Origin of the sequence: Thiohalomonas denitrificans (assembly GCF_016841685.1) — a bacterium.
In the GTDB taxonomy this organism is placed as follows: domain Bacteria; phylum Pseudomonadota; class Gammaproteobacteria; order Thiohalomonadales; family Thiohalomonadaceae; genus Thiohalomonas; species Thiohalomonas denitrificans_A.
The window spans coordinates 1-22,667 of the sequence record NZ_JAENYR010000044.1; the positions used below are offsets into that span (position 1 = coordinate 1).

Consider the following 22,667-nt stretch of genomic DNA (forward strand, 5'->3'; position numbering starts at 1 on the left):
GAAGGGAGCCAGGCCCTGAAGACCGCCTACCAGTTCCGCAAGCGGCTCCAGACCATCTGGCAGTCGGCCGCCGGCCCCGACCAGGTCCGCACCGCCCTGCAGGAGTGGTGCCGACAGGCCGAGGCCACCGGCATCGAAGCGCTGCAACGCTTCGCCCGCCAGCTGGGCGGCTACCGCCTCAGGGACGCCTGAACCCGCATAACCACGCAGGCCGCGTAGGGTGGATTAGCGGCGCCCCGGCACACACGTTGACGATCCCGCCCCGTGTGTGCGCCGCGTAATCCACCGCCGTCCCGGTGAATCGCAACCCCAGCCGTAGGAGCGGCTTCCAGCCGCGATATCCCCCCTTGCGATTCCCACCCCTAACCGATAATGTCAGTCAAAACAGACGCCACCGGAACATCAGGCGTCGGAACGATGAATAGAACGGACATCGCCATGGAAGCCGCTCCCGGGGCCCGACATCAGATTATCTACTGCACCGGCCGGCCAATGCCGACCCGGCTGCCGCCGTCGCGCCCTCAAAGCCAAACCTTTCCTGTCCGTCCGCTCAGTACGCCGATTTCCTTCGCATACCCGCCAGCGCGACCACCGGCCTGCCCACTAACACCGGAATACACCTCCGCTGGGTGCAAACTTCGGAATTGCTACCACAGAATTCTGCGGTTACACGGGTCGCCGCCGCATAACCGGCTACGCGGTGAGCGACCGCCTATCCGTCCAAAGCAGATCGGTAGTATTCGGTGCAAATGGTTGGTTTGGCGAGGGAGTCCCACGGTGCCCGTGGTTAATTGCTTATGGTTTAGGCGGCATTGAGCCGCCTACTTATAGTTATGCCCACTGAATTGGTAAATCGCAATGAATGAAGAAATGATGGAATTCGTTGAAAAGGAGCGCGCTGAAAGAGAAAAAGAGCGGCTTGCGATGTATGAGGAATTAAACTTAAGAGAGAAAGAGCTCTCTAAGTATCGCGATAGGCTTCGAATGCAGGAGCGGGAGCTAGAAGACTATAAAGCTGATCTGAAGAAAGAGCAGTTAGAAAGAGAGCAAGCCTTCAGGCATGAGTTAGCTCAGCGCGATAAGCTCATTAAGGAGCGTGAGCAGGAGCTGTTTGCCAGACAAGCGAGGATGGAAGAACAGTTTCTTCATCGACAACAAGAAACAGAAAAACTACGCGATGAGCTTCAGAGTGAGTTGGCTCGGAAAGAGAAAGATCTAAACCTGCTTTTTGCAGAGGTCGAAAAGGAAAAAGAGAAGTATAGGGAAGATAGTCGGCAAGCTATCGAATCGAAGTCGCAAAAATTCGTAGATTCAGCCTTGAGTCTTCTTGAGCAAAAAGAATCGAAATTTCACAAAATTTCTAGGAACTGGTCAATAGTAGGCGCTTTATCAATTGTAATTGGGGTGGTTTTTGCAATCTATACAATGATTTTTGGCGCAGACTCCTATTATCAAACAGGCAATACCGGCATTAGTTACTATCTATACACTCTGTTTAGAGGGTTAATCGTAGTCGGTCTGTTTGGTGCTTTGGCGCGCTACGCTTTTGTGCTGAGTAATTCTTTTATGCATGAGTCATTAAAAAGTGGTGAACGCTTGCATGCTATTAAATTTGGGGAGTTCTATTTAGATGCATATGGAGCTGATGCTGAATGGGATCAATTGAAGGAAGCTTTTGAGCATTGGAATATTAGTGGAGACAGTGCGTTTTCAAAAAAAGCAACCAATCAACTTGATAGCGAGTTAGATTTATCAGTTGCAAAAGCATTCGAGAAAGCTGTAAGTCAATTTGTTGAGACACAGCCCAAAAAGGCATAACAAGGGGCTCCAGTGGACGACAAAAAGCGTCGCTCGTTCCTCACTCTGCTTTTTGCTGCCACTGAGCTCGGCGTTATCGCGCCGGGATAAGCTCGGTGTATCTTGCAGGGTGAAAGTCCCTGTCGGATAAGGGTTAGCCACCCACTCGTATCGAGTGTTGATCTCAATGAGGAGCGGGTAACCGCGAACGATAAGTGAGGTAAGCGTACACAGAGAATCCTGTAGGCCGTAGGGGAGACCGTGCTCCTTGAAGTGCTGGTACAGCTTCGAAATGCTCAATCCGGATGCCGAGGGTTTTAACGTGCACCGAAGGCAATACAGAGGCACCCGATTTGGCGAGGGTGTGGAGATCCGGCGGAGTCCTCAGGCCGTGGCATGCAGGAAGAGATACGTTAGAGAACCCGGGAAGCCCCATTGGGCTTCTGATCGAGGTGAGAAGATGAAGCCGTCAGAGTTGGGGCACATATCGGGTGACGAGCCCGGAAACGGTGTGGGCTCGGGTGGAATCCTGGAACAGGGAGCGGTCAGGTGGGCCAGAAGTGGCTATATGCCGGTGGGGTGTCTTATGGGGCATAGTAGTCGGAGGTTGGGAAAGCCAGCCACATGGCGAAGGACCCCACGGAAGTACGCAGCCCTCAAAGGAAACTCGTGCCGGACACAGTCGGATCGGAGAACACGAGCCAACCTCACTGAGGGGAATAGCAATTGGACCTTGAAACGGGTAACTGTGAAGGTCCGCGCGGAAGCGAGTGCAACTGAGGAACCCGATGCGGGAAAACTGCACGTCCGGGTCTGTGCGGGGGGGCGCAGGGTAACCGGCGTTCCTACCGCGGATGCGTAAAAGAGGAAAATAACATGGGTGCGATTTTTAAGATTCCAGGGTACATTGTCTATTTCGTTGCAGGATTATGGGGGTTCTTCATTTCTCTCGGCATAGTGGTCGATCATTTGGGTTTCATAGGTGGTGCTATCGCATTTTTTCTCGCACCAGTGACTTTGGCTTTTGCGCCATGGTACGAGGCAATAGCGAATTCAAATTGGTTTCCAATGTTGCTTGTGTACGGCGGCTTTATAGGTGCAACAATACTTGTAACCATAGGATCAGCGATAGATGGTGAGTAAGTCTTGAAAACGGCATTAGCAGTCATAGCAGCGTGTGTATTCATGCTGATAGGCTGGCTTATACTGGCTGCGTTGCTTTATGGCGTAATGTATGTGGCTTCCCATGCGAGGGAAGGTGTTGGCCTGATGCATGTTCTAAACATTCTGCTTATGTGGGTTCTTGGCCCTGGGTTTGGGGGCTTCTTGGCTACTTACATAACGCCAAGGGTTTTTAAGACAATTGACGCCTCGACCATTGCCACAAGCTTCATCTCTGTCGTTGTAACGCTTACTATCGTATTGAGCTTATTGACCTTGATGCTCGCGCAACACGATGGCGCCGGGGTGGGCCAATTTATTCTGTTTGTTGTTCAGGTCGCTGCAATTATTGTCGGCGCCAAAATAGGCAAAAGCGTCTATGTCCCAAGCAACACATAACCAGGCACTCCAGCCGACCGTGAACCTCCCCCGATTTAGAGAACATACCTGGACACCCATCGTAAGGAGAGGAAGGAAAAAGTTGCCGCGAGCCGTCGCGGGCCATTCGGTTTTTCCCGGATTCGAGAAAGGGCGTGCGTAAATCGGACCTGATCGGAACAATTTTGGGTTAGTAGCAGAACTCGGTGCGAGCGAAGTTCGCGGGTTTGGGATCCGCGACAGAATAGCGCGACAGTAAAGAAGGGGCTAGGCCAGCAGTGTTCGGCAGGCGCCAATCCCGGGTGTTCGTCGGTAGCCGAGTTGCTGGCAGACTTGTTTGAGGTTGTGGGCCCCGCCCACCAATCCCTTGAAGGGGCTCTCAGAATTAATAGGGTCAGAGTAACTTTTCTGACCGGGATGAAGGTTTGCCAAGCGCTGATCGTCTTGACGGTTTCGGTATTCTCTTCGTGGCCACCTATATTCGTGACAAATGAGCGTCAATCTGCAACGCGGGCAGGCGTCGCAAGTAGCCGCGTGATTCCGCGCATGATCGTCGGTATTGCCGCACAGGATGTTGAAGACGAGCCGTGAATAGAGTTCGCGCAGGGTGGCGGACGCATCGGTGAGGCGCGCACCGCCAATGGACGCCATTCATTGGGTGCGCGTCTAGTATAATGACCACGAAAATAGTCTTGAATGCCGTTCATGACCATTAATCTGGTCATTCCTGTCCGTTTGGGCTCTTCCAACGGCAGCCGGCGGTCGACGGGCGCCCCCACGGTGGTTTTTGGTCTCTGCCGGACCAACAACACAGCACAAGCGCCCGGTTTCGGGCAAAATCGCGTATCCCACTGACGGAGGACACCCGTCAGGTGCGGTTTTCTGCGTTTCTCTGACACAGGTGGCGGTAGTGGCCCGGAAACAGAAAAAGAAGACTTCGAAAAAGAAAGGTGTATTGCGTCGACTTGCCGAGAACCGGTGGTTCCATCTGGGCCTGTTGGCTGTTTTCCTGGTGGGGGCGGTATTCGTGGCCTGGCTCGATTACCGGGTCCGTGACCAGTTCGAGGGGCGCCGTTTCGCGCTGCCGGCCCGGGTCTACGCCCGCCCCCTGGAGCTGTTTCCCGGCGCCAGGGTGAGCGCCGATACGTTTATCAAAGAGCTGCAGCAGGTCGGCTATCGGGAGGGGCTGCGCGGCCAGCAGCCCGGGCGCTTCGAGCGCCGCGGTGACGACTTCCGGTTGGTCACCCGACCGCTCACGTTCTGGGACGGCCCCCAATCTTCGCTGTCGCTGCAGGTCTCCTTTGGCGACCATGGCGTGCGAGAGCTCTCCGGCGCCGCCGGGCCATTGAACCTGGTGCGGCTCGATCCCGAGTACATCGGTGGCATATACCCGGCCCACAACGAAGATCGTGTGCTGGTGAGGCTGGATGGTGTGCCGAAGGCACTGGTCAATGCGCTGCTTGCGGTCGAGGACCGCAAATTCTATTTGCATCGGGGTATCGACCCGATGGGTATGACGCGGGCACTGGTGAGCACACTTTCGGGGAGAGGTGTGCAGGGGGGCAGTACCATCACCCAGCAGCTGGTGAAAAACTTTTTCCTGACCCCGGAGCGCACCCTGCGCCGAAAGTTCACCGAAGTGGTGATGGCCCTGCTGCTGGAGGCCCACTACGAGAAAAATGACATCCTCGAAACCTACATCAACGAGGTCTATCTGGGGCAGGATCGCAACCGTGCGATCCATGGCTTCGGGCTTGGAGCGCAATTCTATTTTGGCGAGCAGCTCCGGAACCTGAGCCTCGCCGAGTCGGCGCTGCTGGTGGGGATGGTAAAGGGACCCTCCTGGTACGACCCCCATCGCCAACCGGAACGAGCCTTGAAGCGACGCAATCTTACCCTGACGCTGATGCGCCAGCAGGGCTTTATTTCCGACGAGCAGTACCTGCAGGCCAGCGCCGCGCCGCTCGGCGTCATCGACAAGCCGGCCATGGGGACCACCCGCTATCCGGCCTTCCTGGATCTGGTGCGCCGACAGCTGTCCCGCGACTACCGCGACTCGGACCTGCAATCGGAAGGACTGCAGATCTTCACCACCCTCGATCCCCGGGTGCAGGCCGTGGCGGAACACGCGCTCACCAGCCGTCTCAACCGGCTGGACAGCAGTCCGGACCAGGGGCTGCAAGGGGCCGTGATCGTAACCGACACGCAGAACGGGGAGGTTCAGGCACTGGTGGGTGATCGTGATCCCCGTTTCCCCGGCTTCAATCGGGCCCTGGACTCCAACCGGCCCGTCGGTTCGGTGCTGAAGCCGGCTATCTATCTGACGGCACTCTCCGACCCGTCCCGCTACACACTGGCCACATTGCTGGATGACGAGCCGTTGCTCTGGCAGGAGCCGGGACGCCCGGACTGGTCGCCCAACAACTATGATCACAAGAGTCACGGACAGGTCCCCCTCTGGCGAGCCCTGGCCCGCTCCTACAACATTGCCGCCGCCCGTCTCGGCTTCGATCTCGGCGTACCCAATGTGCTCGACACGGCCCGCAAGCTTGGCGTCGAGCGCGATCTGCCGCCCTATGCTTCCACGCTGCTGGGCGCCGTGGCACTGTCGCCCCTTGAGGTTGCTCAGCTGTACCAGACCCTCTCCAGCGGCGGGTTCCGCGTCCCGCTACGGGCCATCCGTGAAGTATTGACCCCGGAAGGGAAGCCGCTGCAACGCTATCCACTGGCTGTAGAGCAGGTGGTCGATCCGGCGTCAGCCTACCTGGTTACGGCGGCGCTGCAGACCGTGGTCGAGGAAGGGACGGCGCGCGGTCTGCGCAGCCAATTGCCTGAAGGGCTGTCGGTGGCAGGAAAGACCGGTACTACTGATGATATGCGGGATTCCTGGTTCGCCGGCTATAGCGGGGATCGGGTCGCGGTGGTATGGAACGGTTTCGATGATAACCGTCCGACTTCGCTCACTGGTGCCAGCGGTGCCATGAGGGTGTGGGGTGATTTGATGTCCGGTCTCGATGCCGAGCCGCTATCGCTGCCATTACCGGATACTATGGAGCTGGTCTGGACCGAACCGGTTTCCGGACTGCGTGCCGACAGCGAGTGTCCCGGGGCGGTGGAACTGCCTTTTGTCCGTGGGTCAGCTCCCACCGAGCATGCCCCTTGTGCACGCTCCAGAGGCAACTGGTTCAAAAGACTTTTCCGCTGAGCCGGAGTTCGGCCGCTTGGCGATCCATTTTTAGGACGGACGCAGAACCGCGGCCGTTCCGGAGCAAGGTGATTCGAAGATGATAAAACCTGTACGTCGTGCTGCCTTTTTCGGGCTGATTCTGGCTTCGCTGGTGTCGGGCTGCGCCATGCAGCCCCCCGCACCGGCAACCCCACAGAATCCGGCCGTGGCCGAATTGTTGGCCACAGCCAGTGCCGAAACCCGTGCCGGGCGGCTCCCGCAGGCCATCGCGGTGCTGGAGCGGGCCTTGCGCATCGAACCCCGAAATCCCCTGCTGTGGCAAGAACTGGCGCGGGTGTACCTGCAGCGTGACGATTACCGCCAGGCCGAACAGATGGCTGCCCGTTCCAATTCCTGGGTCGGTTCCAATCGTTCCCTGCTGGCGGAGAACTGGCGCATTATCGGGGTGGCCCGGGAGGAGCGGGGTGACCCGGCGGGCGCCAGGGCCGCCTTCGAGCGGGCTGCGCAGTTGGAGCACCTGTAGTGGGTCACCTGGATATAACTGCTCGCCCGGGTGATCGCGCACGGCCCGGGAAATCTGTCATTCCCTGTTACCCCCGCCTGCGCGGGGGTGACAGGGAATGACGGAGACACCTGGATCCTCCATTGCCCGACCATCCGATCCCCTCCAGGTCGCCTTCAGCCGTCATCGGAGTTCGACGGGCTAAAGCCCGACCTGCATCGCCAAGGACAGGCCGGCGCGCCTTTCAAGCGCACAAATCCGCCGGGAGCGGATTTATACCCAACCCGGCCAGTGGAGTTCCTCCTGCAGCAGTCGCAGTTCCGGCTGGTGGAGCTGTGCCACCTCCGTAACGACACGGTCGCCCTTGGGTAGCAGATGGATTTCGATCTCCCGGCCGTCCCGACGGCCGGGCCGGCGCTCCACCAGACCCGCCCGCTGACAGCGATCAATGAGGGCTACTGTGCCATGGTGTTTCGCCTGCAGGCGCTCTGCGAGTTCGCCGACGGTGGCCCACTCCCGTCCCGAAAATCCCTTTAGATGCAACAGTAACTGGTACTGCAATGGGGTGAGACCGTGTTCCCGGCAGAGATCTTCACTCTGGCGCAGGAAACAGCGCAGGCGATAACGGAAGTGGGACAATCTTTCGAAATCGTGTTTGCCGAGAGAGCCGTCGCGTACGGCCTCTCCATGCGGGTTTTCCATGATGAATCCTTGACGTTTGGCACTATAGGGTCTAAATATATCATGGTGTGATATAGATGCGAGGTCCGCCATGAAAACGACAGCGATTTTCCAGCTTCCCTTCTCCTCCGGCAGCGCGTGGGATGAAGTACATCGCCGCCACCCATCCATCCTGTCGCTGGTAACGTTCATCGTACTGCCTCTGGCGCTGATACCGCCGGTGATGCTGTACTATGCCGGCACCCATTACGGTGATGCCTTCCTGCCCGGTTTTGGAGAAAAGTCCTGGCGGTTCATCACGACCATTTTCTTTCTGGCCGAGCTGCTGACCTTCGCGGCGATGGGCTGGATGATCCATGAAGTGGCCAACAGCCGCAATCTCCCGGTGAGCGCCACCGATGCCTATCGGCTGGCGGCGCTGGCGCCGATCCCGCTGTGGCTCTCCGCGTTTGGCCTGCTGATTCCCAGTTTTGGGGTGAATGTCGTCATATCCCTGGCCGCCCTTGGGCTTTCCATCAGCATCGTCTATCACGGCTTGCAGGGCTTGGCTCAGCGACACGAAGAGGTTGAGGCGATGTCGGTCACCCATACGATCATGGGCGCAAGCGTCATGGCGTGGGTGCTTCTGCTGGCGCTGATATGGGCCTTCTGAACCGAAGCACGTGAAGCTGTTGTTTCCCAAACGGCGGGGGCGGGCGAGCGCTCCCGCCCTGCCGCTTATAGCATCTCCGGAAGGAACAGCTGTCGTCGGCTGATCATCTTCCCGGAGACCATGAACACCCCATCGCAGTGTAGTATCTGCGGGTGTTTGGGCGATACCCGCCGCCGGCGCTCTGATGATTTTCCAGCGAGGGTGAGACCTCCATTATGCCTGCTCATTGATGTGCTCCGAATGAAACCGGGACCCGGGGGCTGAGCGCAAATGGAAAGACGCTTTCATGGTAAACCCCGTGATATGGGCATGCCCGGCAAACGTCCGGCGGGATACGGCGTGCTCTTGCTGACCTGGCGGTCGCAAATGGTTGGCGCCGTTGCCGATTTTCCTTTATCGTTTGTTAGGCGATTTCCTGAAGGAGTTGATTGGTGACCTCATACCTGAAGTTAGTAGCCCTTGCGCTTCCGCTGCTGGTGGCCGGCTGTGCATCCGGACCAACGAGGGATGTGGAGTTATCCGACAAGGGCTATCACGCCATGGTGGCCGGCGATATGGAAAAGGCCGAGACGCTTCTGACTCAGGCAGTGGCGGAAAATCCGAACAATCCTCATGCATTGCTCAATTTAGGTGCGTTGTACCAGAACACCGGCCGTGCCGAAGAGGCTGTTCCCCTCTATGAACGTGTGCTGGATATTGTGGCTGCGTCTGATAGTGAGTCGATAACTGAGCCACGCCGCAAGGAGCTACAGCGCCTTGACAGGATTGCACGGGAAAACCTCAGACTGACAGGGCAGATTGAGGCACCTGAGCCCGAATCGGTGAAGGAGGTTCCGAGGGCAGAAATGCCGATGGACTTCCCGTACTGGATCCAGATTGGTGCATTCGCCTCTTCGGAGGCAGCCGAACAGGTGCGCCGCGGTTTTAGGGAACAGCAGCGTCCCCTCTGTCAGCGGGAGATACGCGTGGTACGGGTGAATGGGCTGAACAAGGTCAGGATCGGGCCGTATACCAGCATGGATGAAGCCAGAAGCGTCTGTTATCGGCTCCGCAGCACCGGTGTGGGCTGTTTCCCCGGCGGTAACTGACTTTGCGCTCTCCATCCGGGTGGGGAGCCCGCCAATCTCGTTGCAGTACAGAGCGGCGAATGGATAGGCGTTCCGTGACCTTCTGTCGCAGCTCCCCAGCCGCTCGGCGGCGGGCTGAATCATTTGTGCCTCCGGATAACGACGCGGTTCGCGCACCTCGTTCGATCCTGATGCGCTCAGCTCGAAGAGTATCGGGATCGATCGGAGTGGTGCTCGGCGCATGGGCTCTGTTCCGGCCATCGTGTTTTGCCCAGTGATCTTGAGCACAAGGAGGTATCGTTCACCCTCCGTAGGGGGCAATTAACTTCTGACAGCGCGATAACCCCAGAGCAGGAGCACCGCCCCGAGCACGGCCAGTGCAAAACTGCCAAGGCTGAAGCTGTCGACGGTCCCCAACCCCAGTGCGGAACCGATGAAGCCACCAACCACGGCACCCAGAATGCCGATAAGGATGGTTACGAAAAAACCTCCCGGATCGCGTCCGGGCATCAGCATTTTGGCAATCACGCCGGCAATCAGGCCGAAGATGATCCATCCAATGAATCCCATGAGGGTCCCTCCCGTGTTAGCGATCCTCCAAGATCTATAGTCGACGCCCGAGAGGGTGCATACTCCGGCAGTCTGTCGGGCCTCGGGCCGCTGAGAGTGAAACCGTATCGTGATTCGCTCTACCGAATGCTTTCCCGCACTCGTCGGCTCGGCATCCTTGAGAATAGGTTCCAGACATTCTCTACTGCCGCCATCCATGGCGGCATGTCTCGGTCTAACGACTGCGTCCATGCAGTCGTAGTCGCCTCAAAGGACCGAAAAATCTGACTCAATAGTCTTGCCCTCGTGACGGTCGCTATTCTCGGACAGACTCCTAGTCTAAAGGGAAACAGCTTCGGTCTCATGGGTGTGCAATGTACAACCTCTTATTCCTTGCGTGTTTCACCCTTGGTGGTTGGCTGGCCTACAGCGGGTTCGAGAACGGACGGCAGGCCCGTGTGGCGGCCGGCCTGGCCACGCTTGCAGCGACCGCCCTGTTTTTCGGGTTGCTCTCCTTTTGGGGTGAGATGCTCTGGTTCGAGGCGGTCGGCTACAGCCAGCGGTTCTGGACCATGGTTGCCGTCCGGTTGGGCATGGTGGCCCTGGGGGCGATTGTCGCCGGGCTGCTGGTTTGGGGTGGCGTGCGTTGGGTCGGTCGCGGCCAGCGGTTGTTGGTCTGGGCTGCCATCCTGGCAGGCATCCTCGGAGGGGGTGTCTGGGGACTTCGGGCGTGGGACGAATCACTGCTGTGGGTGACCGGCGAAGCGACAGGTGTCAGTGAACCGATACTGGGCCTGGATGCCGGCTTTTATCTGTTTGCCCTGCCGTTACTCGGGCAACTGCATACGCTGCTGTGGCTGATCGCGATCATCGTTATCGGAATCCATGGCGTGCTCCTCTGGCAGCAGGCCGAGCGGGGTCGGCCGGACTGGGGGCGTGCTCTGGTCCTCGCCTTCGGGCTGGCATTCCTGCTGGCTTTTGGCCACATTCTCGATCTGTTCCATCTGCTCTTTTCGGACTGGGGTGTGGTGAACGGTCCAGGCTGGACGGACGAGCACATTCGCCGGCCCGCTTACCTACTGATGGCCGTCATTACCCCGTTGCTGGCGGCACTGCCGCTGTTTTCCGTTTTCCGACGTCGGGTGGCGCCATTGGATCGCAGCCGCTCGCCGCATCTGGTCGCCGGCGGCATTGCCTGGATCGGGATCGGCGCCGTCTGGATCCTGCTCCTCGGAGCGACCCCGCGGCTCATACAGTGGCTCGTTGTGGAACCCAACGAGATCACCTTCGAGCGCCCCTATATCGCCAACAACATCGCCTTTACCCGTCGCGGCTTCGATCTGGAAAAGGTGGAGCAAAAGGCCTTTTCGGTCGGGGACCAATTCACCCGCTCGCAAGCCGAAGATAACGAGGGGGTTCTGTCCGAAGTGCGTCTGTGGGATCCGCGGGCGCTGGATTCGGTATTCAGGCAGTTCCAGGAAATCCGCCTCTATTACCAGTTCGAAGATGTCGATATTGATCGTTACCAGCTTGGCGACGACTATCGGCAGGTGATGATTTCCGCACGGGAGTTGGAACTCGGCAACCTGCCGGCGCAGAGCCAGACGTTCGTCAATCGCCGTTTCAAATACACCCACGGTTACGGGGCGGTGATGACACCGGTGAGTGAATTCACCCCCAGCGGGTTGCCCCGCATGCTGGTCAAGGATATTCCGCCGCAGTCCGTCCACCCCAAACTCCAGATCGAAGATCCACAGATCTATTACGGTGAACTGACCACCGATCCGGCTGTGGCCAACAGTAAAGAGCGGGAGTTCGATTACCCGAGCGGTGAGCAGAATGTCTACATCCAATACCCCGGAGAGGGCGGGGTCGCCATGCGCAACCTCTGGCGGAAGTTTGTCTTCGGCTGGATGTTCGACGGTACGCGGCTGCTGCTGTCCACCTACCCACGGCCGGACAGCCGGATGATGTTCCATCGCCAAATCACTGACCGGCTGAACACCCTGGCGCCGTTTCTCAAGTACGATGCCGACCCCTACGTGACGATTATCGATGGGCGGCTGAAATGGATCGTCGACGCCTATACCCGCTCCTCCTTTTACCCCTATAGCGAAGTGTTTTCCTCACGTGAATTCATCCAGGTCCGGGACCGCACGGGACAACTCTCCGGCTCGGTGGCCGGTTACCTGTCAGGGGCGAACTACGTTCGCAACTCGGTAAAGGCAGTGGTGGATGCCTATGACGGGAGCGCCGACCTGTACGTGTTCGAAGAAGACGACCCGTTGATCAATGCCTGGTGGCGAGCTTTCCCCGATCTGTTCAAGCCGGGAACGGAGATGCCGGATTCCGTTCGTGCGCACGTGCGTTACCCGGAGGGATTCCTGCTGACCCAGGGGCTGGTCTATGCCAAGTACCACATGGAAGATCCCGAAGTGTTCTATAACCAGGAAGACCTCTGGGTCAGGGCGACGGAGAAATACTACGGCAATGTCCAGCCGGTAGAGCCCTATTACATTATGTGGAAACGTCCGGGTAGTGACAGGAAGGAGTTTGTCCTCATCCTGCCGTTTACCCCGAAAAATCGCCAGGTCATGATCGGCTGGATCGCCGGCTTGTCGGATGGTAAGGACTACGGACGTTTCATCGCCTATCAGTTTCCCAAGGAGACGCGGGTGCTGGGGCCCCAGCAGGTGGAAACCAAGATCGACCAGGACCCGCAGCTCTCCGGACAGTTGACGCTCTGGGATCAGCGCGGCTCCCGGGTGATCCGGGGCAACGTGCTGGCGATCCCGATCGATCAGACCCTGCTCTACGTCGAGCCCATCTATCTTCAGGCGGAGACAGCCGCCTATCCTGAGTTGCGGCTGGTGACCCTGATGCACGGTGATACGCTCAGCTATGCCGAGAGCTTCGAAGAGGCCCTGGAGGGGCTGTTTAAAGGCGGCGTACGTGATGTGCCTGGTGCCGCACCGGGCGGTGAACTCGCGGAGCGCGCGGCCCGGGCCGGCCAAGTGTTCGAGCGATATCTGCAGCTGCAGGGCCAGGGCCGTTTCGAAGAGGCCGCGCGACAGCTGCGTGAGTTGAGACGTCTGTTGCAGTCGATGGCCGGGGAGGCGACGGGTGCTGCCGATGGCGAAACGCCCGGTAATTGAAAGTGGCCGCTTAACAGGCTGTTGAAAAAGGTTTTTGTCCCTTCTCCCTGAGGGAGAAGGTGACGATGAGGGGGGGATTAGTAACCTTTATTTAGCCGCCTCAACCCAGTCCTCTCTCTCGGGGAGAGGGAGTTTGTTTAACGGCCTGTTACGCCTTCAAGCCGGCATCCTTTGCTGCTGCCCGTGGGTTCAGACCAAATCCCTCGGGATGCGGCGGTCCCAATTCTTCGAGTAGACCCTTTTGTCGCCCTCGAAGGCGTCCAGTTCAGCGTGAATATGAAAATGAGTCGTGTCCGCCGTGAGTACGGTGCGAGTCGTGGTTCGCACCGACCAGTCGCCCCGGCCAAAGAAACGCTCGGTACGGGTCTCGCCCCTCGGCGATCCGAAATCGCCATCTCGGTAGGTATACCAATCCCAGGTTCCGGCCCCTACCGTGAGGTCGATGGCTTCAATCCAGAACCTTCCCTCGTCCTTGATGACTTCCAGGGTCGAGACGTCTGCGGCGAGGTCGCGGTGGACCAGCCAGTTGTGGTGTTTGGGTTCCAGTTGCCGGGTGTGCGCCGGTGGTGCGATTTCGGCGGGAGGAAAAGTCACCCGGCCATCCTCTTTCCGCGGTCGGCGTATGGGCAGGCACAGGGAGCTGGGCCCACAGTGGATGGTCAGGCGCGCCGCCTGGGGCGGCGGCCAGGCCAGAGGCCAATAGGAAGTGGAGATCGACAGGCGGATACGGTGACCCCTCGGGAACACCTGTGCGATGTAGTTGAGCTCTACGGTTACCGGATACCGCTGGCCAGGCTCCAGCGCCTCGGGTTCGGCATGGCCGTTGCGATGGGTGAGGTTGAGCAGCCCGTAGGTGATACGCGTCGCCTTTCCGTCCGGCGCCACATCCGACAGGCGTACCGCCACCATAGCGACCGGTCGACTGGACTCCACCTCGAGTGCCACCGTGGGGGAACCCAGTAACTCTACCCTCTCCTCCAGCGGCGCGGTTTGGAAAATGAGAGCACCGCCATCTTCCTCGCGCTGATCGTGAGGCAGATCCGGTGCGGCGGTATAGGAGCACCACTTACCGGCAAACAGGCCGACGCTCAATGGCGACTGGATCGTCTGGATGGCATCGCCCCGGCGTCGCTGCTCATCGCTCAAGGCGAGGCGGCCGGGGGCCAGGGGCAGCCGCCAGGTATCGATGTTCGGTGAGGGCCAGGAGGGCTCCTCCACCCAGCGACCGGGGCGGTGTTTGTACCGGGTCGAGGGCGCAACGGAGTCGAGCATGTAGGCACGCAGCATCGACTCCTCCATGATCCCGGTCTCCTCGTCTTTCAGCCAGTGATCCCACCAGCGCAGTGCCTCTTGCAGGAAACCGATGGCCGGTCCGGGTGCGCCCAGGTGGGGATACTTGTGCCCCCACGGCCCCACCAGTCCAAGGCGCGGCACCTGAAGATGCTTCAGCAGCCGAAATATCGCGTTGGTGTAGCCGTCTGCCCACCCGCCGACTGCCATCACGGGGCAGCGGATAGCCGAGTAGTCCTCCGCCACCGAACCGTGTTTCCAGTACTCGTCGCGGCGCTGGTGGCGCAGCCAGATGTCGAGCCAGTGGCCGCTGCCCTCAAGCCGCTCAAGCCACATTTCACGCCACCGTTCGCCCACCAGCTCTGGATCGGGCGGGCAGGTATTGATCGAAAACATGGTGGTGGCCTCGGAGAGATTGTCCGAAAGCAGGCAACCACCCATGTAGTGCATGTTGTCGCGGTAGAGGTCGTCGGTGGAGCTGGCGGTGATGATGGCTTTGAGTTCCGGCGGCCTCATGGCGGCAATCTGCAGGCTATTGAAGCCGCCCCAGGAAATACCCATCATTCCCACCCGGCCATTGCACCAGGGCTGTTCGGCGATCCAGCGAATCACCTCGATGCCGTCATCCATCTCCTGCTGCCGGTACTGGTCGGCCAGCGCCCCGTCGGATTCCCCCGAGCCGCGCAGATCCACCCGTACGCAGGCATAGCCGTACCCCGCGAACCAGGCATGGGTCATGGAATCCCGGGATCGGACCAGGTCCCGCTTGCGGTAAGGGATGTACTCGAAGATGGCGGGTATCGGGTCTTCTTCAGCCCCTTCAGGCATCCAGATCCTGGCAGCCAGTCGGGCGCCGTCGGACATCGGGATTAGCGTGTGCTCGATCTCGCGCACGGCATGGGGAAACTCGCTGATCACGCGCACGGTTATCCTCCGTCAGTACTTTACCCACTCGAACTGAATATCCTCCACCGGCGTCCCGTCGGCGAACTCGAAGTGCAATTCCCTGGATAACTCGCGGTACTTGTCGACCAGCTCGCGCTGGCTTTGTGCCCCGAGATAGATATTGGCGATCTCGAAGCTGTAGCTGTCCTGGTTGGATAGCTCCGACAGTGACATCCCCTCCCGGACCAGCAGGATGACAAGGCTGTCCTCGAAGGTCGCCTGCACGGCGGCGATCTCCTTTTCGCTGGGAACACGAGTGACCACGGTGTTGTGGTATTTGCGAAGTAAAAACTTTGCGGCCGATTGGTACTTGCCGGCATTGAGACAGAACTCCGGTTCCCTACCCATTGCAACGTCGATGATTACCTGATGGTTGGAGGCCCCTTCCACCTTGATGAACTGGTCGGAATGGGACTGGGAGATGCGCGGGTTGATCTCGACGATCGCCAGTTCATCGGTGTCCTCGTGCCAGAAGAACTCCACGCACCAGGCGCCGTTGTCGTAGCCGATATGCGCCATCAGGCGCTTGGAGGCCTCGATGATCCGTTGCTGCACAGGTTCCGGCCAGACGGAGGGATACTCGTAACGGGTAAAACTCCAGCGGCGCGCGTCTTTCACGGTGTCGATGAGACCGTGAACGCTGGGCTTACCCTCGAAGGTGTAGCCCTCCACCCCGCACTGCAGGCCGGAGGCGATCGCCTCGGCGATACAGTGGTTGCCGCCCACTTCGGCGATCTCCGGAGGTAGCTCGGCATACTTCAGTACATCATTGAACGCATCGCCGACGCGACGGATTCCCTGGCGCGTCTGTTTGATGGCATGCCGGAAATCATCCTCGTTGTCGATACGGAACCCCAGGTAGGACGAGAAAGACTTGATCGGCTTGAGCCAGAACGGAAAGGGCAGATCCAGTTTTTCCAGCGCCCGATCATCGAAGGGGTCGAGGGCTGCAAAATGCGGTGTGAATTCCGGTAGTATCCGTTGCTGTTCCAGTCTTGACCAATACTTGTGCTCGCACTTGAGGATCGCTTCCATTGAAGGCGAAGGCAGACCGAAACGTCCACAGAGGATCGGAAGCAGGGTACTGGACGGGAAGTCCCAGTGTTCGATGATAGCGTCGATGCGGCCGGAAAATCTCTTCAGCCGCGATTCGGCCATTTCCAGCATTTGATCAAAGGGGAATCGCTCTACCGAGATCGCCTCTTCCGTGGTGAGCAGGCAGTGAAAGGTGTAATCCTCGGCATGGCGTACTTGACGCATCTCTTTCAGATGGAAATCATCAAGCCCGATAACGAAGATGTTCTTATTCATAAACACCTCCATACATTATGGCCGTACAGCCGGCGCGTAGTCAGCGTCAATTCTCTCCAGGCCGTGTCTGAACACACCCGGCATGGCCAATTGCTTACTGTTTCAGCCTATCTCCTTTAACATTCGATAGCTAGTGGTCCATGCGGGAAATAGTGTTGCACTCAGAGCCCCGCTAATGGGCCAAGGCCAGGCGGGCTGCGCAGGGAATGGCACGCCCTTTCCAAGCAGCGCAACGCGGGATTGGCCCATTAGCGGGGCTCCCTTCGGGCCGGCTCACAAGCCCCCTGGGAGCCTGTCCGAGAATAGCGGCCGCAGTAGGCCAGTCTATTTTTAGACAGGCTCCTAGGCTGCGTTGCATTCGCTTGAATTGATACGGCCAGTCCTGTGCTACTGCGCCTCGCCGAAGGCGCTTGTGAGACCAGCTGAGTATTACACTATTTCCCGCACGGAGCACTAGCCGCCCTGAACAAGCAGCAGGGCAACCGCATATCTTGAAGCGAGCACTTGCTTCGCTCGCCACGCACAAGCTTGTGAGTATGCGTCTACCCCGGAACAAGCAGCGTTCCGGGAAACCGGCTACGCCTGTCCCCCGGGCAAGTTGCGGGTCATCTCTTTGAAGTGTCCCCAGTCGGTAGCGGGCCAGACTTCGCTCTGCGCGTGGCCGAATGTGCGCACGATGGTTGATACCTTGATGGCTGCGTCATTGTCTTTCGCCCGGAACACGTCTATGTAGTCGTAAGGGCCGCCCACGGCATAGCTGGCTACCCATTCGAGACCATCGGTACCGAGTGAATCCTGAATACGTTCCTTGACCTGGTGTTCGAGGCTCTCCAGGTTTTCCGGCGCATCGAGAGTGCTGTGGTTGAGTCGCGTCATCATTACGTAGGTCTGCATCTTCAAGCCTCTCCCTGTTGAATGTCCGGCCCTTATGGCCAACCTTCTTGTGAAGGCTAGTTCAAGTCGGAAAAATAAACGGCTCGATCTTTTGTAGAAGCCGGTCACGGGAGCGAAGGATCGCGTCGGTCTGCGCAGGCGCATTGCGGACGAGGTGTGCCGCACGACGGCGGATGCGTTCGGGTAATCGGGCGGGTTGTCGTCCGGCGCTGGCGAGTAGTACATCCAGATTTTCACGGGACGGCATATCCAGTGCGCAATCGATAACGTGATCGATGCGTCTTTCGTATCGGCGCTGCCAGGGATGGCGCATAGGGTGTCGGCTGGTTGTTTTTATCACTTGCGGGTTCTGGGCCGCGGGGGCGTCTGCAGGCGGTTCATCGCCTCTCGCCATAAGCGGTTCTGGTGTGTTCTCGCTTCCTCGATCAGGTCCTGTACGGTACGGATGTAGTCGTGCAGGACGTTGTCGTTGATGGTGCTTGTCGAGGTACTGCGAAGTACCATCAACAACGCCTCGGCTTTGGTCAGGCGCGCTTCGACTGCGTCGGCCAGGTCCACCAGTTCAGCCAGTTCCTGCTCGGCCATGGCTCGCTTTCAGGTTTGGGTTCTGCTTTTCAGGCTAGCCGAATTTACGGCGAAGGGGGGATTCAGGGCGACAAAGAAAAATCGCCGACGTTGCTTCGTCAACGCCGTCCCTCCCGTTTCGGGAGTGTGCGAAATCGCAGCAAGGCCCGTTCACGAGTGGCTTTGAGGTCGACCATCGGTGGAGGGTAGTCAGTCGGGGGGCAGCCTTCCTTCCAGGGCTGGTGGGCGCTTTTGCCCTCCAGCTTGCGCAGGGCGGGCAGCCAGGCCCGCACATAATTACCTTCCGGATCAAACCGTTCTGCCTGGACTACCGGATTGAAGATGCGAAACCAGGGCGCGGCATCCGCACCGCAGCCGGCGACCCACTGCCAGCCCAGGGTATTGTTGGCAAGGTCCGCATCCAGCAGTGTTTCCCAGAACCAGTGCGCTCCTTCTTGCCAGGGCACCAGCAGATTTTTGGTCAGAAAGGATGCCGTGATCAATCGTACCCGGTTGTGCATCCAGCCTGTTTCCCAGAGTTCCCGCAGACCGGCGTCGATGATGGGAAAACCCGTTTCGGCTCGTCGCCAGGCGGTCAGTGACTTCCGATAGTCGGGCTCCCATCGGAATCGTTCGAAGCGCAAGTCCAGAGGACGATTCGGTGTCTGCGGGAAGTGATAGAGCAGGTGATGGGCGAATTCACGCCAACCCAGTTGACGTAGGAAGCTTTCCGCTGCTGTTTCCTGGCCGCTCTCTGCAGCCCACGCTTGAACCGCAGCTACGATTTGCCGGGGCCCGATCTCGCCGAAGTGCAGGTGAGGTGACAGGCGCGATGTACCCGCCCGTGCGGGTACATCGCGGCAGCCCGGATACGCCCCGAGCCCATTGTTGATGAACTGCTGCAGTCGGCGTTCGGCGGCTCTCTCTCCGGGCTCCCAATGGGCCGAAAACCTGTCCGACCACTGGCCGGCCAGCGGCAGGTTGATGGCTGCTTCTGGCAGATGGGGAGGCGGCGGCAGACGGGCGGGAGCGGGTCGGACATCGAGATCGAGACCTGCCCTTTGTCGAGCTCGCCAGAAAGCGGTGAAAACCCGGTAGGGTGTTCCGTCGGGTTTGCCTGATGACTCGGGGATCGTCAGCAGACTTGTCCGTCCTGATTCCGCCCGGCAGCCAAGCAGCCGTAGTGCCGCCAAGGTATCGCGTTCTGTAGCCAGTGCCTGCGGTTCATAGCGACAGTTCCAATAAACCCGTTCAACGCCCAGGGTCCGCACCAGGTTGCGGAGAACCTCACTTGGCCTCCCACGGCGAACACTCAGCCGCGTCCCGCGTCGGTTCAGCTCACGATCGAGATTCATCAGGCTGCGTTGCAGCCACCATCGCGAGGCTGCACCTTCCGCCCATTCAGTCCCTTCTCCCGGGTCGTCGACATACAGCGGCAACAGTTGGTCGCACTCGTTAGCCGCCTTCGCCAACAGGGGATTGTCCGCCAGACGCAGATCGCGCCGAAACCAGAAAATGCCCGTGCTCATGTCGTTTCATCTCCTTCGATCGATTCCCATAGCGCTCCCGGAGCACTCGGTTCCAGGCAAGGTCATCCCTCCGCACAGAGCTACGAACCGACGCAAAAGGCGATCCTTGGCCGGATTGCTGACTAAACTCTCGCACAACGGTTCAGGGAGGACGCAATCATGGTTCGAATGTCGATTTTTACGGTTATAGCCGCTGTCTTTCTCCTGGTCGCCTGCGCTCAGGAGCCGACCAAAGAAACGATCGGCACTGGCGCCGGTGCTGTACTCGGCGGCGTTATCGGTAGTGAGGTGGGTGATGGGACTGCGGGCACCGTGGTGGGTGGTGTGCTCGGTGCAGTACTTGGCCGGGAAGTCGGTCGACGTCTTGACGCCCGGGATGAAGAGCAAGCGGCGCAGGCATTGGAAAACAATCAAACCGTCTCCTGGACGGATCGCGAAACTGGCGACCAGTACACCGTGAACCCGACCGATACGTTCGAGCGCGACGGTCGGGTGTGCCGGCGATACACCACCACCGTCAGCATCGAGGGTGAGCCGCAGACGGCTAGCGGTACGGCCTGCAAACGGGACGACGGCACCTGGGAAGTCATCGACTGATCCCCGCGAGAGTTGGCCACAAAGCCGTTCCTGCGAGCCGCCCGGTTTGCAGGGGCGGCCTTCCATAACGCTATCATCAAGCGCCGGCTGGTTGGGGCGCGGGCTGTTGGGCCTCATACGTTCTACCCGGAGCATTGCATCCGCTCTCCATCACGCTAGCCTTAATGGAGTTAGGCAGCCTATTCAAAACAGTCCGGAACAGAAAAGAACGGGAGATGCGGATGGGAAACCGGGGTGCGCCTGCTCAAATCTTTTTATTCCTGCTGCTGTTCGAGATTCTGCTGGTCGCCGCCCACTGGGGTGACCGGGCGCTGGGCTGGTATCTGGGGGATCCCGTCTGGATTATCCGCCGCCTGGTCGATCTTAATGGCGAGATGAACATCCCCACCTGGTTTTCCTCCTTGCAGCTGGCGGCAATCGGCGGCGTTTTCGGCTACATCTGGTATCGCCAAAGACTGGTACGTGGGGGTGAAGGCCCGGTTACCACTATGTTTCTGTATGCCGGCCTGGGATTCCTGTTTTTTTCGCTCGATGAGAGTACCGGCCTGCATGAATCGGTGAGCGTCGCCTTCGAAAAAGTGACATGGCTCCCGCGCTTTTCCGGCGATCACGGGCTCTGGGTTCCCATCTACGGTGCCCTTGGCATCACCGCGCTGTTCATCGCCCGGAAGCAGGTTCGCACCATCCGGGCACTATTTCCCCGTCTGTTCGCGCTGTTTGCCGCCGGTGTCGCCATTGTGCTGGCCGGTGCTGTCGGGGTCGAAATCATCACCTATGAATTCATCACGGCTCCCGGTTCGATGACCTATGCCCTGGCGGTCTCGGTGGAAGAGTTTTGCGAGATGCTCGGCGCCAGCGTCATCCTCTACAGCGCCTTGCGACTGCAGGGAGAGCTGGAAGGGGTACCGTTACCCTCCATAGCCGAGACCCGACTGGGCGTCGGTCAGCCGTCAGTTTCCTAAAATCACCCCGATGCCGAAGTGCACCGATGGTCCGGATGTGCCTCTCGCTTCCGGGCGCCACAGATGCATCTGGGACGGGCGAATAACGGGATAGTGATAGGGCGCCTGACCGACACGCCCTTCGCGGGTGTCGGTCAGTTGGCCCACCACCGTTATCGCTCGTCCCGGTGCGTAATCCGAAAGTTCCAGATAGCCTTCCTGGCGTACCAGGAATCGCCCGATCGGTCGGCGCTCGGTATCGGGGCGGTTGCTGGAGTCCAGGGGATAGGCAAGGATTTCCAGGCGGGTGGCTTCATCCAGATTGGTTCCGCCGACGATCCGACCGCCCCAAACCACTTTCTCGCCTTTGAAGGCACCAAACTCCTGAACGGCTTCCCCAGGCGTCAGGCTCGTCTGCGCGCCGGCTGTATCGAGTTCAGGCGCCGTTGCACAGGCGAACAGCAGCAGGGCCGGGATCAGCAAAACGAGGCTCTTCATCGTAATCACCAGTAGTACGGCCGGTATCCGAAGGGCCGGTATGGGTACCAGGGGTCATACCAGAACGGATCCCAAAACGGATCATAGTAATACGGGCGGCGGACGCTTTCGGTTTCCCGCGGCCACAGATAGGAGGCCTCGACTTCAACCACCGGGAAGCGGTATTCGTACTCCCCCACCGGCTCCACGCGGGAACCGACGATCTCCCCGGTGACCGTCAGGCGCCGCCCCTGGGTGTAGACCGCCGGATCCACGAAGCCGTCGATGCGGGCGATAAAGCGGCCGCTGCTGCGATCCTCCTCTTTCGGTTTTCCTGCGTCGGTCAGATCCCGTGCGACGATCTGGATTAGGGTTTCATCGGCCCGGTTCTGTACGTTGGCAATGGTGCCGCCCCAACGTACCCGGCTACCCTCGAAGCGCTCCGGATTGCTCCGAACTTCCGCAACCGGAGGGTTACCGGCCGGTGCAGTCTGGATGCGCTCCGGCACCTGGGTCGCGCAGGCGCCAAGCGTCAGTACTGCCGCCAAGAGTAAAAGTCTTTTCATGGCAAATCCTCCCCTCGGGACTTTTCCTAAGCGTGGCACGAATCGTGGATCCCGCGAGCTGTTTTTGAACCCGAAATTCGCCCTTTTTTCGCCCTTGGGCGAACTTCGCACCGCCCGGCTTCCGAGGTGAAAATCAAAAACAGCGTTTAACGGCGCGTTATGACGGGAATCGGTGGTGCCCATGCCGGCTTGAAGCACCGGCTAAGCTATTGGAATAACTAAACCAACATATTATTCCGTATATCAGGGAGACACCATGATCACCGTCACCGTGAATGGACGCGAGCAGCAAATCGATGTCGATTCACAGATGCCGCTGCTGTGGCGCTGACGCATGATCCCAAACTGGATGACATGGCGCTGATGGTGCCGTCGAGCGTACACGGATGGAAGATGATTGCTCCTGCATAATCTTCACTTCCTA

At 59.1% G+C, this 22,667-nt stretch carries 21 protein-coding genes and 1 pseudogene; 11 read left to right on the forward strand and 11 right to left on the reverse strand.

Annotated features, from left to right (window positions below; genetic code table 11):
- The 4 genes from Q7L05_RS10655 to Q7L05_RS10670 form a co-directional block, all read left to right on the forward strand.
- Positions 1–192, forward strand: a 192-nt coding sequence (locus tag Q7L05_RS10655; RefSeq protein ID WP_303905980.1) for a DesA/ISL3 alpha bundle tail domain-containing protein, incomplete at its 5' end; no start/stop codon positions are given.
- A gap of 666 nt (positions 193–858) precedes the next feature.
- Complete coding sequence (locus Q7L05_RS10660; RefSeq protein ID WP_303905985.1) at positions 859–1,818, forward strand: hypothetical protein; 960 nt, start codon at positions 859–861, stop codon at positions 1,816–1,818.
- 855 nt (positions 1,819–2,673) lie between these two features.
- Positions 2,674–2,940 (forward strand): hypothetical protein, encoded by a 267-nt coding sequence (locus tag Q7L05_RS10665; RefSeq protein ID WP_303905988.1) that lies wholly within the window; start codon positions 2,674–2,676, stop codon positions 2,938–2,940.
- Positions 2,941–2,943: 3 nt separating this feature from the next.
- Positions 2,944–3,357, forward strand: a complete 414-nt coding sequence (locus Q7L05_RS10670) for a hypothetical protein (protein WP_303905991.1) — start codon at positions 2,944–2,946, stop codon at positions 3,355–3,357.
- A gap of 498 nt (positions 3,358–3,855) precedes the next feature.
- On the opposite strand, the pseudogene Q7L05_RS17425 reads toward Q7L05_RS10670, so the two are convergent.
- Positions 3,856–3,969: pseudogene (locus Q7L05_RS17425) on the reverse strand (HipA domain-containing protein); the annotation flags it as partial.
- Between the two features lie 277 nt (positions 3,970–4,246).
- On the opposite strand from Q7L05_RS17425, the gene mrcB reads away from it, so the two are divergent.
- Together mrcB and Q7L05_RS10685 are read left to right on the forward strand one after the other, a co-directional pair.
- The gene (gene mrcB, locus Q7L05_RS10680) at positions 4,247–6,541 is read left to right on the forward strand and encodes a penicillin-binding protein 1B (RefSeq protein ID WP_303905998.1); all 2,295 of its coding nucleotides are present in this window, start codon (positions 4,247–4,249) and stop codon (positions 6,539–6,541) included.
- 79 nt (positions 6,542–6,620) lie between these two features.
- A complete protein-coding gene (locus Q7L05_RS10685; protein WP_303906001.1) occupies positions 6,621–7,046 on the forward strand; it encodes a tetratricopeptide repeat protein in 426 nt (141 codons plus the stop codon).
- A 252-nt stretch (positions 7,047–7,298) separates the two neighbouring features.
- Here the strand turns inward: Q7L05_RS10685 and Q7L05_RS10690 are convergent, their stop codons facing one another.
- Positions 7,299–7,727 (reverse strand): MarR family winged helix-turn-helix transcriptional regulator, encoded by a 429-nt coding sequence (locus tag Q7L05_RS10690; protein WP_303906004.1) that lies wholly within the window; start codon positions 7,725–7,727, stop codon positions 7,299–7,301.
- A gap of 70 nt (positions 7,728–7,797) precedes the next feature.
- Between Q7L05_RS10690 and Q7L05_RS10695 the strand changes: the two genes are divergently transcribed.
- Positions 7,798–8,358 carry a Yip1 family protein gene (locus Q7L05_RS10695; protein ID WP_303906007.1) on the forward strand — a complete coding sequence of 187 codons (561 nt, stop codon included), beginning with the start codon at positions 7,798–7,800 and terminating at the stop codon, positions 8,356–8,358.
- 431 nt (positions 8,359–8,789) lie between these two features.
- Positions 8,790–9,446, forward strand: coding sequence for an SPOR domain-containing protein (locus Q7L05_RS10700; protein ID WP_303906010.1), 657 nt, complete (start codon positions 8,790–8,792; stop codon positions 9,444–9,446).
- 300 nt (positions 9,447–9,746) lie between these two features.
- Here Q7L05_RS10700 and Q7L05_RS10705 read toward each other — a convergent pair whose 3' ends face one another.
- Positions 9,747–9,995 (reverse strand): GlsB/YeaQ/YmgE family stress response membrane protein, encoded by a 249-nt coding sequence (locus Q7L05_RS10705; protein WP_303906013.1) that lies wholly within the window; start codon positions 9,993–9,995, stop codon positions 9,747–9,749.
- 353 nt (positions 9,996–10,348) lie between these two features.
- Between Q7L05_RS10705 and Q7L05_RS10710 the strand changes: the two genes are divergently transcribed.
- The gene (locus Q7L05_RS10710) at positions 10,349–13,129 is read left to right on the forward strand and encodes a UPF0182 family protein (RefSeq protein WP_303906017.1); all 2,781 of its coding nucleotides are present in this window, start codon (positions 10,349–10,351) and stop codon (positions 13,127–13,129) included.
- A 189-nt stretch (positions 13,130–13,318) separates the two neighbouring features.
- Here Q7L05_RS10710 and Q7L05_RS10715 read toward each other — a convergent pair whose 3' ends face one another.
- From Q7L05_RS10715 to Q7L05_RS10740, 6 genes are all read right to left on the reverse strand, one after another.
- Complete coding sequence (locus Q7L05_RS10715) at positions 13,319–15,343, reverse strand: CocE/NonD family hydrolase (RefSeq protein WP_303906020.1); 2,025 nt, start codon at positions 15,341–15,343, stop codon at positions 13,319–13,321.
- A 12-nt stretch (positions 15,344–15,355) separates the two neighbouring features.
- Positions 15,356–16,675 carry an ATP-grasp domain-containing protein gene (locus Q7L05_RS10720; RefSeq protein WP_303906023.1) on the reverse strand — a complete coding sequence of 440 codons (1,320 nt, stop codon included), beginning with the start codon at positions 16,673–16,675 and terminating at the stop codon, positions 15,356–15,358.
- Between the two features lie 576 nt (positions 16,676–17,251).
- Positions 17,252–17,569, reverse strand: a complete 318-nt coding sequence (locus Q7L05_RS10725) for a GYD domain-containing protein (protein ID WP_303906026.1) — start codon at positions 17,567–17,569, stop codon at positions 17,252–17,254.
- A gap of 61 nt (positions 17,570–17,630) precedes the next feature.
- Positions 17,631–17,909 (reverse strand): hypothetical protein, encoded by a 279-nt coding sequence (locus tag Q7L05_RS10730; RefSeq protein WP_303906029.1) that lies wholly within the window; start codon positions 17,907–17,909, stop codon positions 17,631–17,633.
- Positions 17,906–18,154: a hypothetical protein gene (locus tag Q7L05_RS10735; RefSeq protein WP_303906032.1), complete on the reverse strand. Its 249-nt coding sequence runs from the start codon at positions 18,152–18,154 to the stop codon at positions 17,906–17,908. The genes Q7L05_RS10730 and Q7L05_RS10735 overlap by 4 nt, the downstream gene beginning before the upstream one ends.
- Positions 18,155–18,252: 98 nt before the next feature.
- A complete protein-coding gene (locus tag Q7L05_RS10740; protein WP_303906035.1) occupies positions 18,253–19,662 on the reverse strand; it encodes a cryptochrome/photolyase family protein in 1,410 nt (469 codons plus the stop codon).
- A 159-nt stretch (positions 19,663–19,821) separates the two neighbouring features.
- On the opposite strand from Q7L05_RS10740, the gene Q7L05_RS10745 reads away from it, so the two are divergent.
- Positions 19,822–20,259, forward strand: a complete 438-nt coding sequence (locus Q7L05_RS10745; RefSeq protein ID WP_303906038.1) for an RT0821/Lpp0805 family surface protein — start codon at positions 19,822–19,824, stop codon at positions 20,257–20,259.
- A 221-nt stretch (positions 20,260–20,480) separates the two neighbouring features.
- Positions 20,481–21,221 (forward strand): hypothetical protein, encoded by a 741-nt coding sequence (locus Q7L05_RS10750; protein WP_303906041.1) that lies wholly within the window; start codon positions 20,481–20,483, stop codon positions 21,219–21,221.
- Here the strand turns inward: Q7L05_RS10750 and Q7L05_RS10755 are convergent.
- Both Q7L05_RS10755 and Q7L05_RS10760 read right to left on the reverse strand, forming a co-directional pair.
- Complete coding sequence (locus Q7L05_RS10755) at positions 21,210–21,698, reverse strand: Slp family lipoprotein (protein ID WP_303906044.1); 489 nt, start codon at positions 21,696–21,698, stop codon at positions 21,210–21,212. The two genes, Q7L05_RS10750 and Q7L05_RS10755, sit on opposite strands and share 12 nt — an antisense overlap.
- Before the next feature lie 5 nt (positions 21,699–21,703).
- Positions 21,704–22,243: a Slp family lipoprotein gene (locus Q7L05_RS10760; protein WP_303906046.1), complete on the reverse strand. Its 540-nt coding sequence runs from the start codon at positions 22,241–22,243 to the stop codon at positions 21,704–21,706.
- Positions 22,244–22,667 lie beyond the last annotated feature (424 nt).

Coding starts and splice junctions, on each gene's coding strand:
- Q7L05_RS10740 (WP_303906035.1), bottom strand. CDS start 19,662: ATGAGCACGGGCATTTTCTGGTTTCGGCGCGATCTGCGTCTGGCGGAC.
- Q7L05_RS10750 (WP_303906041.1), top strand. CDS start 20,481: ATGGGAAACCGGGGTGCGCCTGCTCAAATCTTTTTATTCCTGCTGCTG.
- Q7L05_RS10710 (WP_303906017.1), top strand. CDS start 10,349: ATGTACAACCTCTTATTCCTTGCGTGTTTCACCCTTGGTGGTTGGCTG.
- Q7L05_RS10745 (WP_303906038.1), top strand. CDS start 19,822: ATGGTTCGAATGTCGATTTTTACGGTTATAGCCGCTGTCTTTCTCCTG.
- Q7L05_RS10685 (WP_303906001.1), top strand. CDS start 6,621: ATGATAAAACCTGTACGTCGTGCTGCCTTTTTCGGGCTGATTCTGGCT.
- Q7L05_RS10735 (WP_303906032.1), bottom strand. CDS start 18,154: ATGGCCGAGCAGGAACTGGCTGAACTGGTGGACCTGGCCGACGCAGTC.
- Q7L05_RS10665 (WP_303905988.1), top strand. CDS start 2,674: ATGGGTGCGATTTTTAAGATTCCAGGGTACATTGTCTATTTCGTTGCA.
- Q7L05_RS10705 (WP_303906013.1), bottom strand. CDS start 9,995: ATGGGATTCATTGGATGGATCATCTTCGGCCTGATTGCCGGCGTGATT.
- Q7L05_RS10725 (WP_303906026.1), bottom strand. CDS start 17,569: ATGCAGACCTACGTAATGATGACGCGACTCAACCACAGCACTCTCGAT.
- Q7L05_RS10660 (WP_303905985.1), top strand. CDS start 859: ATGAATGAAGAAATGATGGAATTCGTTGAAAAGGAGCGCGCTGAAAGA.
- Q7L05_RS10690 (WP_303906004.1), bottom strand. CDS start 7,727: ATGGAAAACCCGCATGGAGAGGCCGTACGCGACGGCTCTCTCGGCAAA.
- Q7L05_RS10695 (WP_303906007.1), top strand. CDS start 7,798: ATGAAAACGACAGCGATTTTCCAGCTTCCCTTCTCCTCCGGCAGCGCG.
- Q7L05_RS10720 (WP_303906023.1), bottom strand. CDS start 16,675: ATGAATAAGAACATCTTCGTTATCGGGCTTGATGATTTCCATCTGAAA.
- Q7L05_RS10760 (WP_303906046.1), bottom strand. CDS start 22,243: ATGAAAAGACTTTTACTCTTGGCGGCAGTACTGACGCTTGGCGCCTGC.
- Q7L05_RS10755 (WP_303906044.1), bottom strand. CDS start 21,698: ATGAAGAGCCTCGTTTTGCTGATCCCGGCCCTGCTGCTGTTCGCCTGT.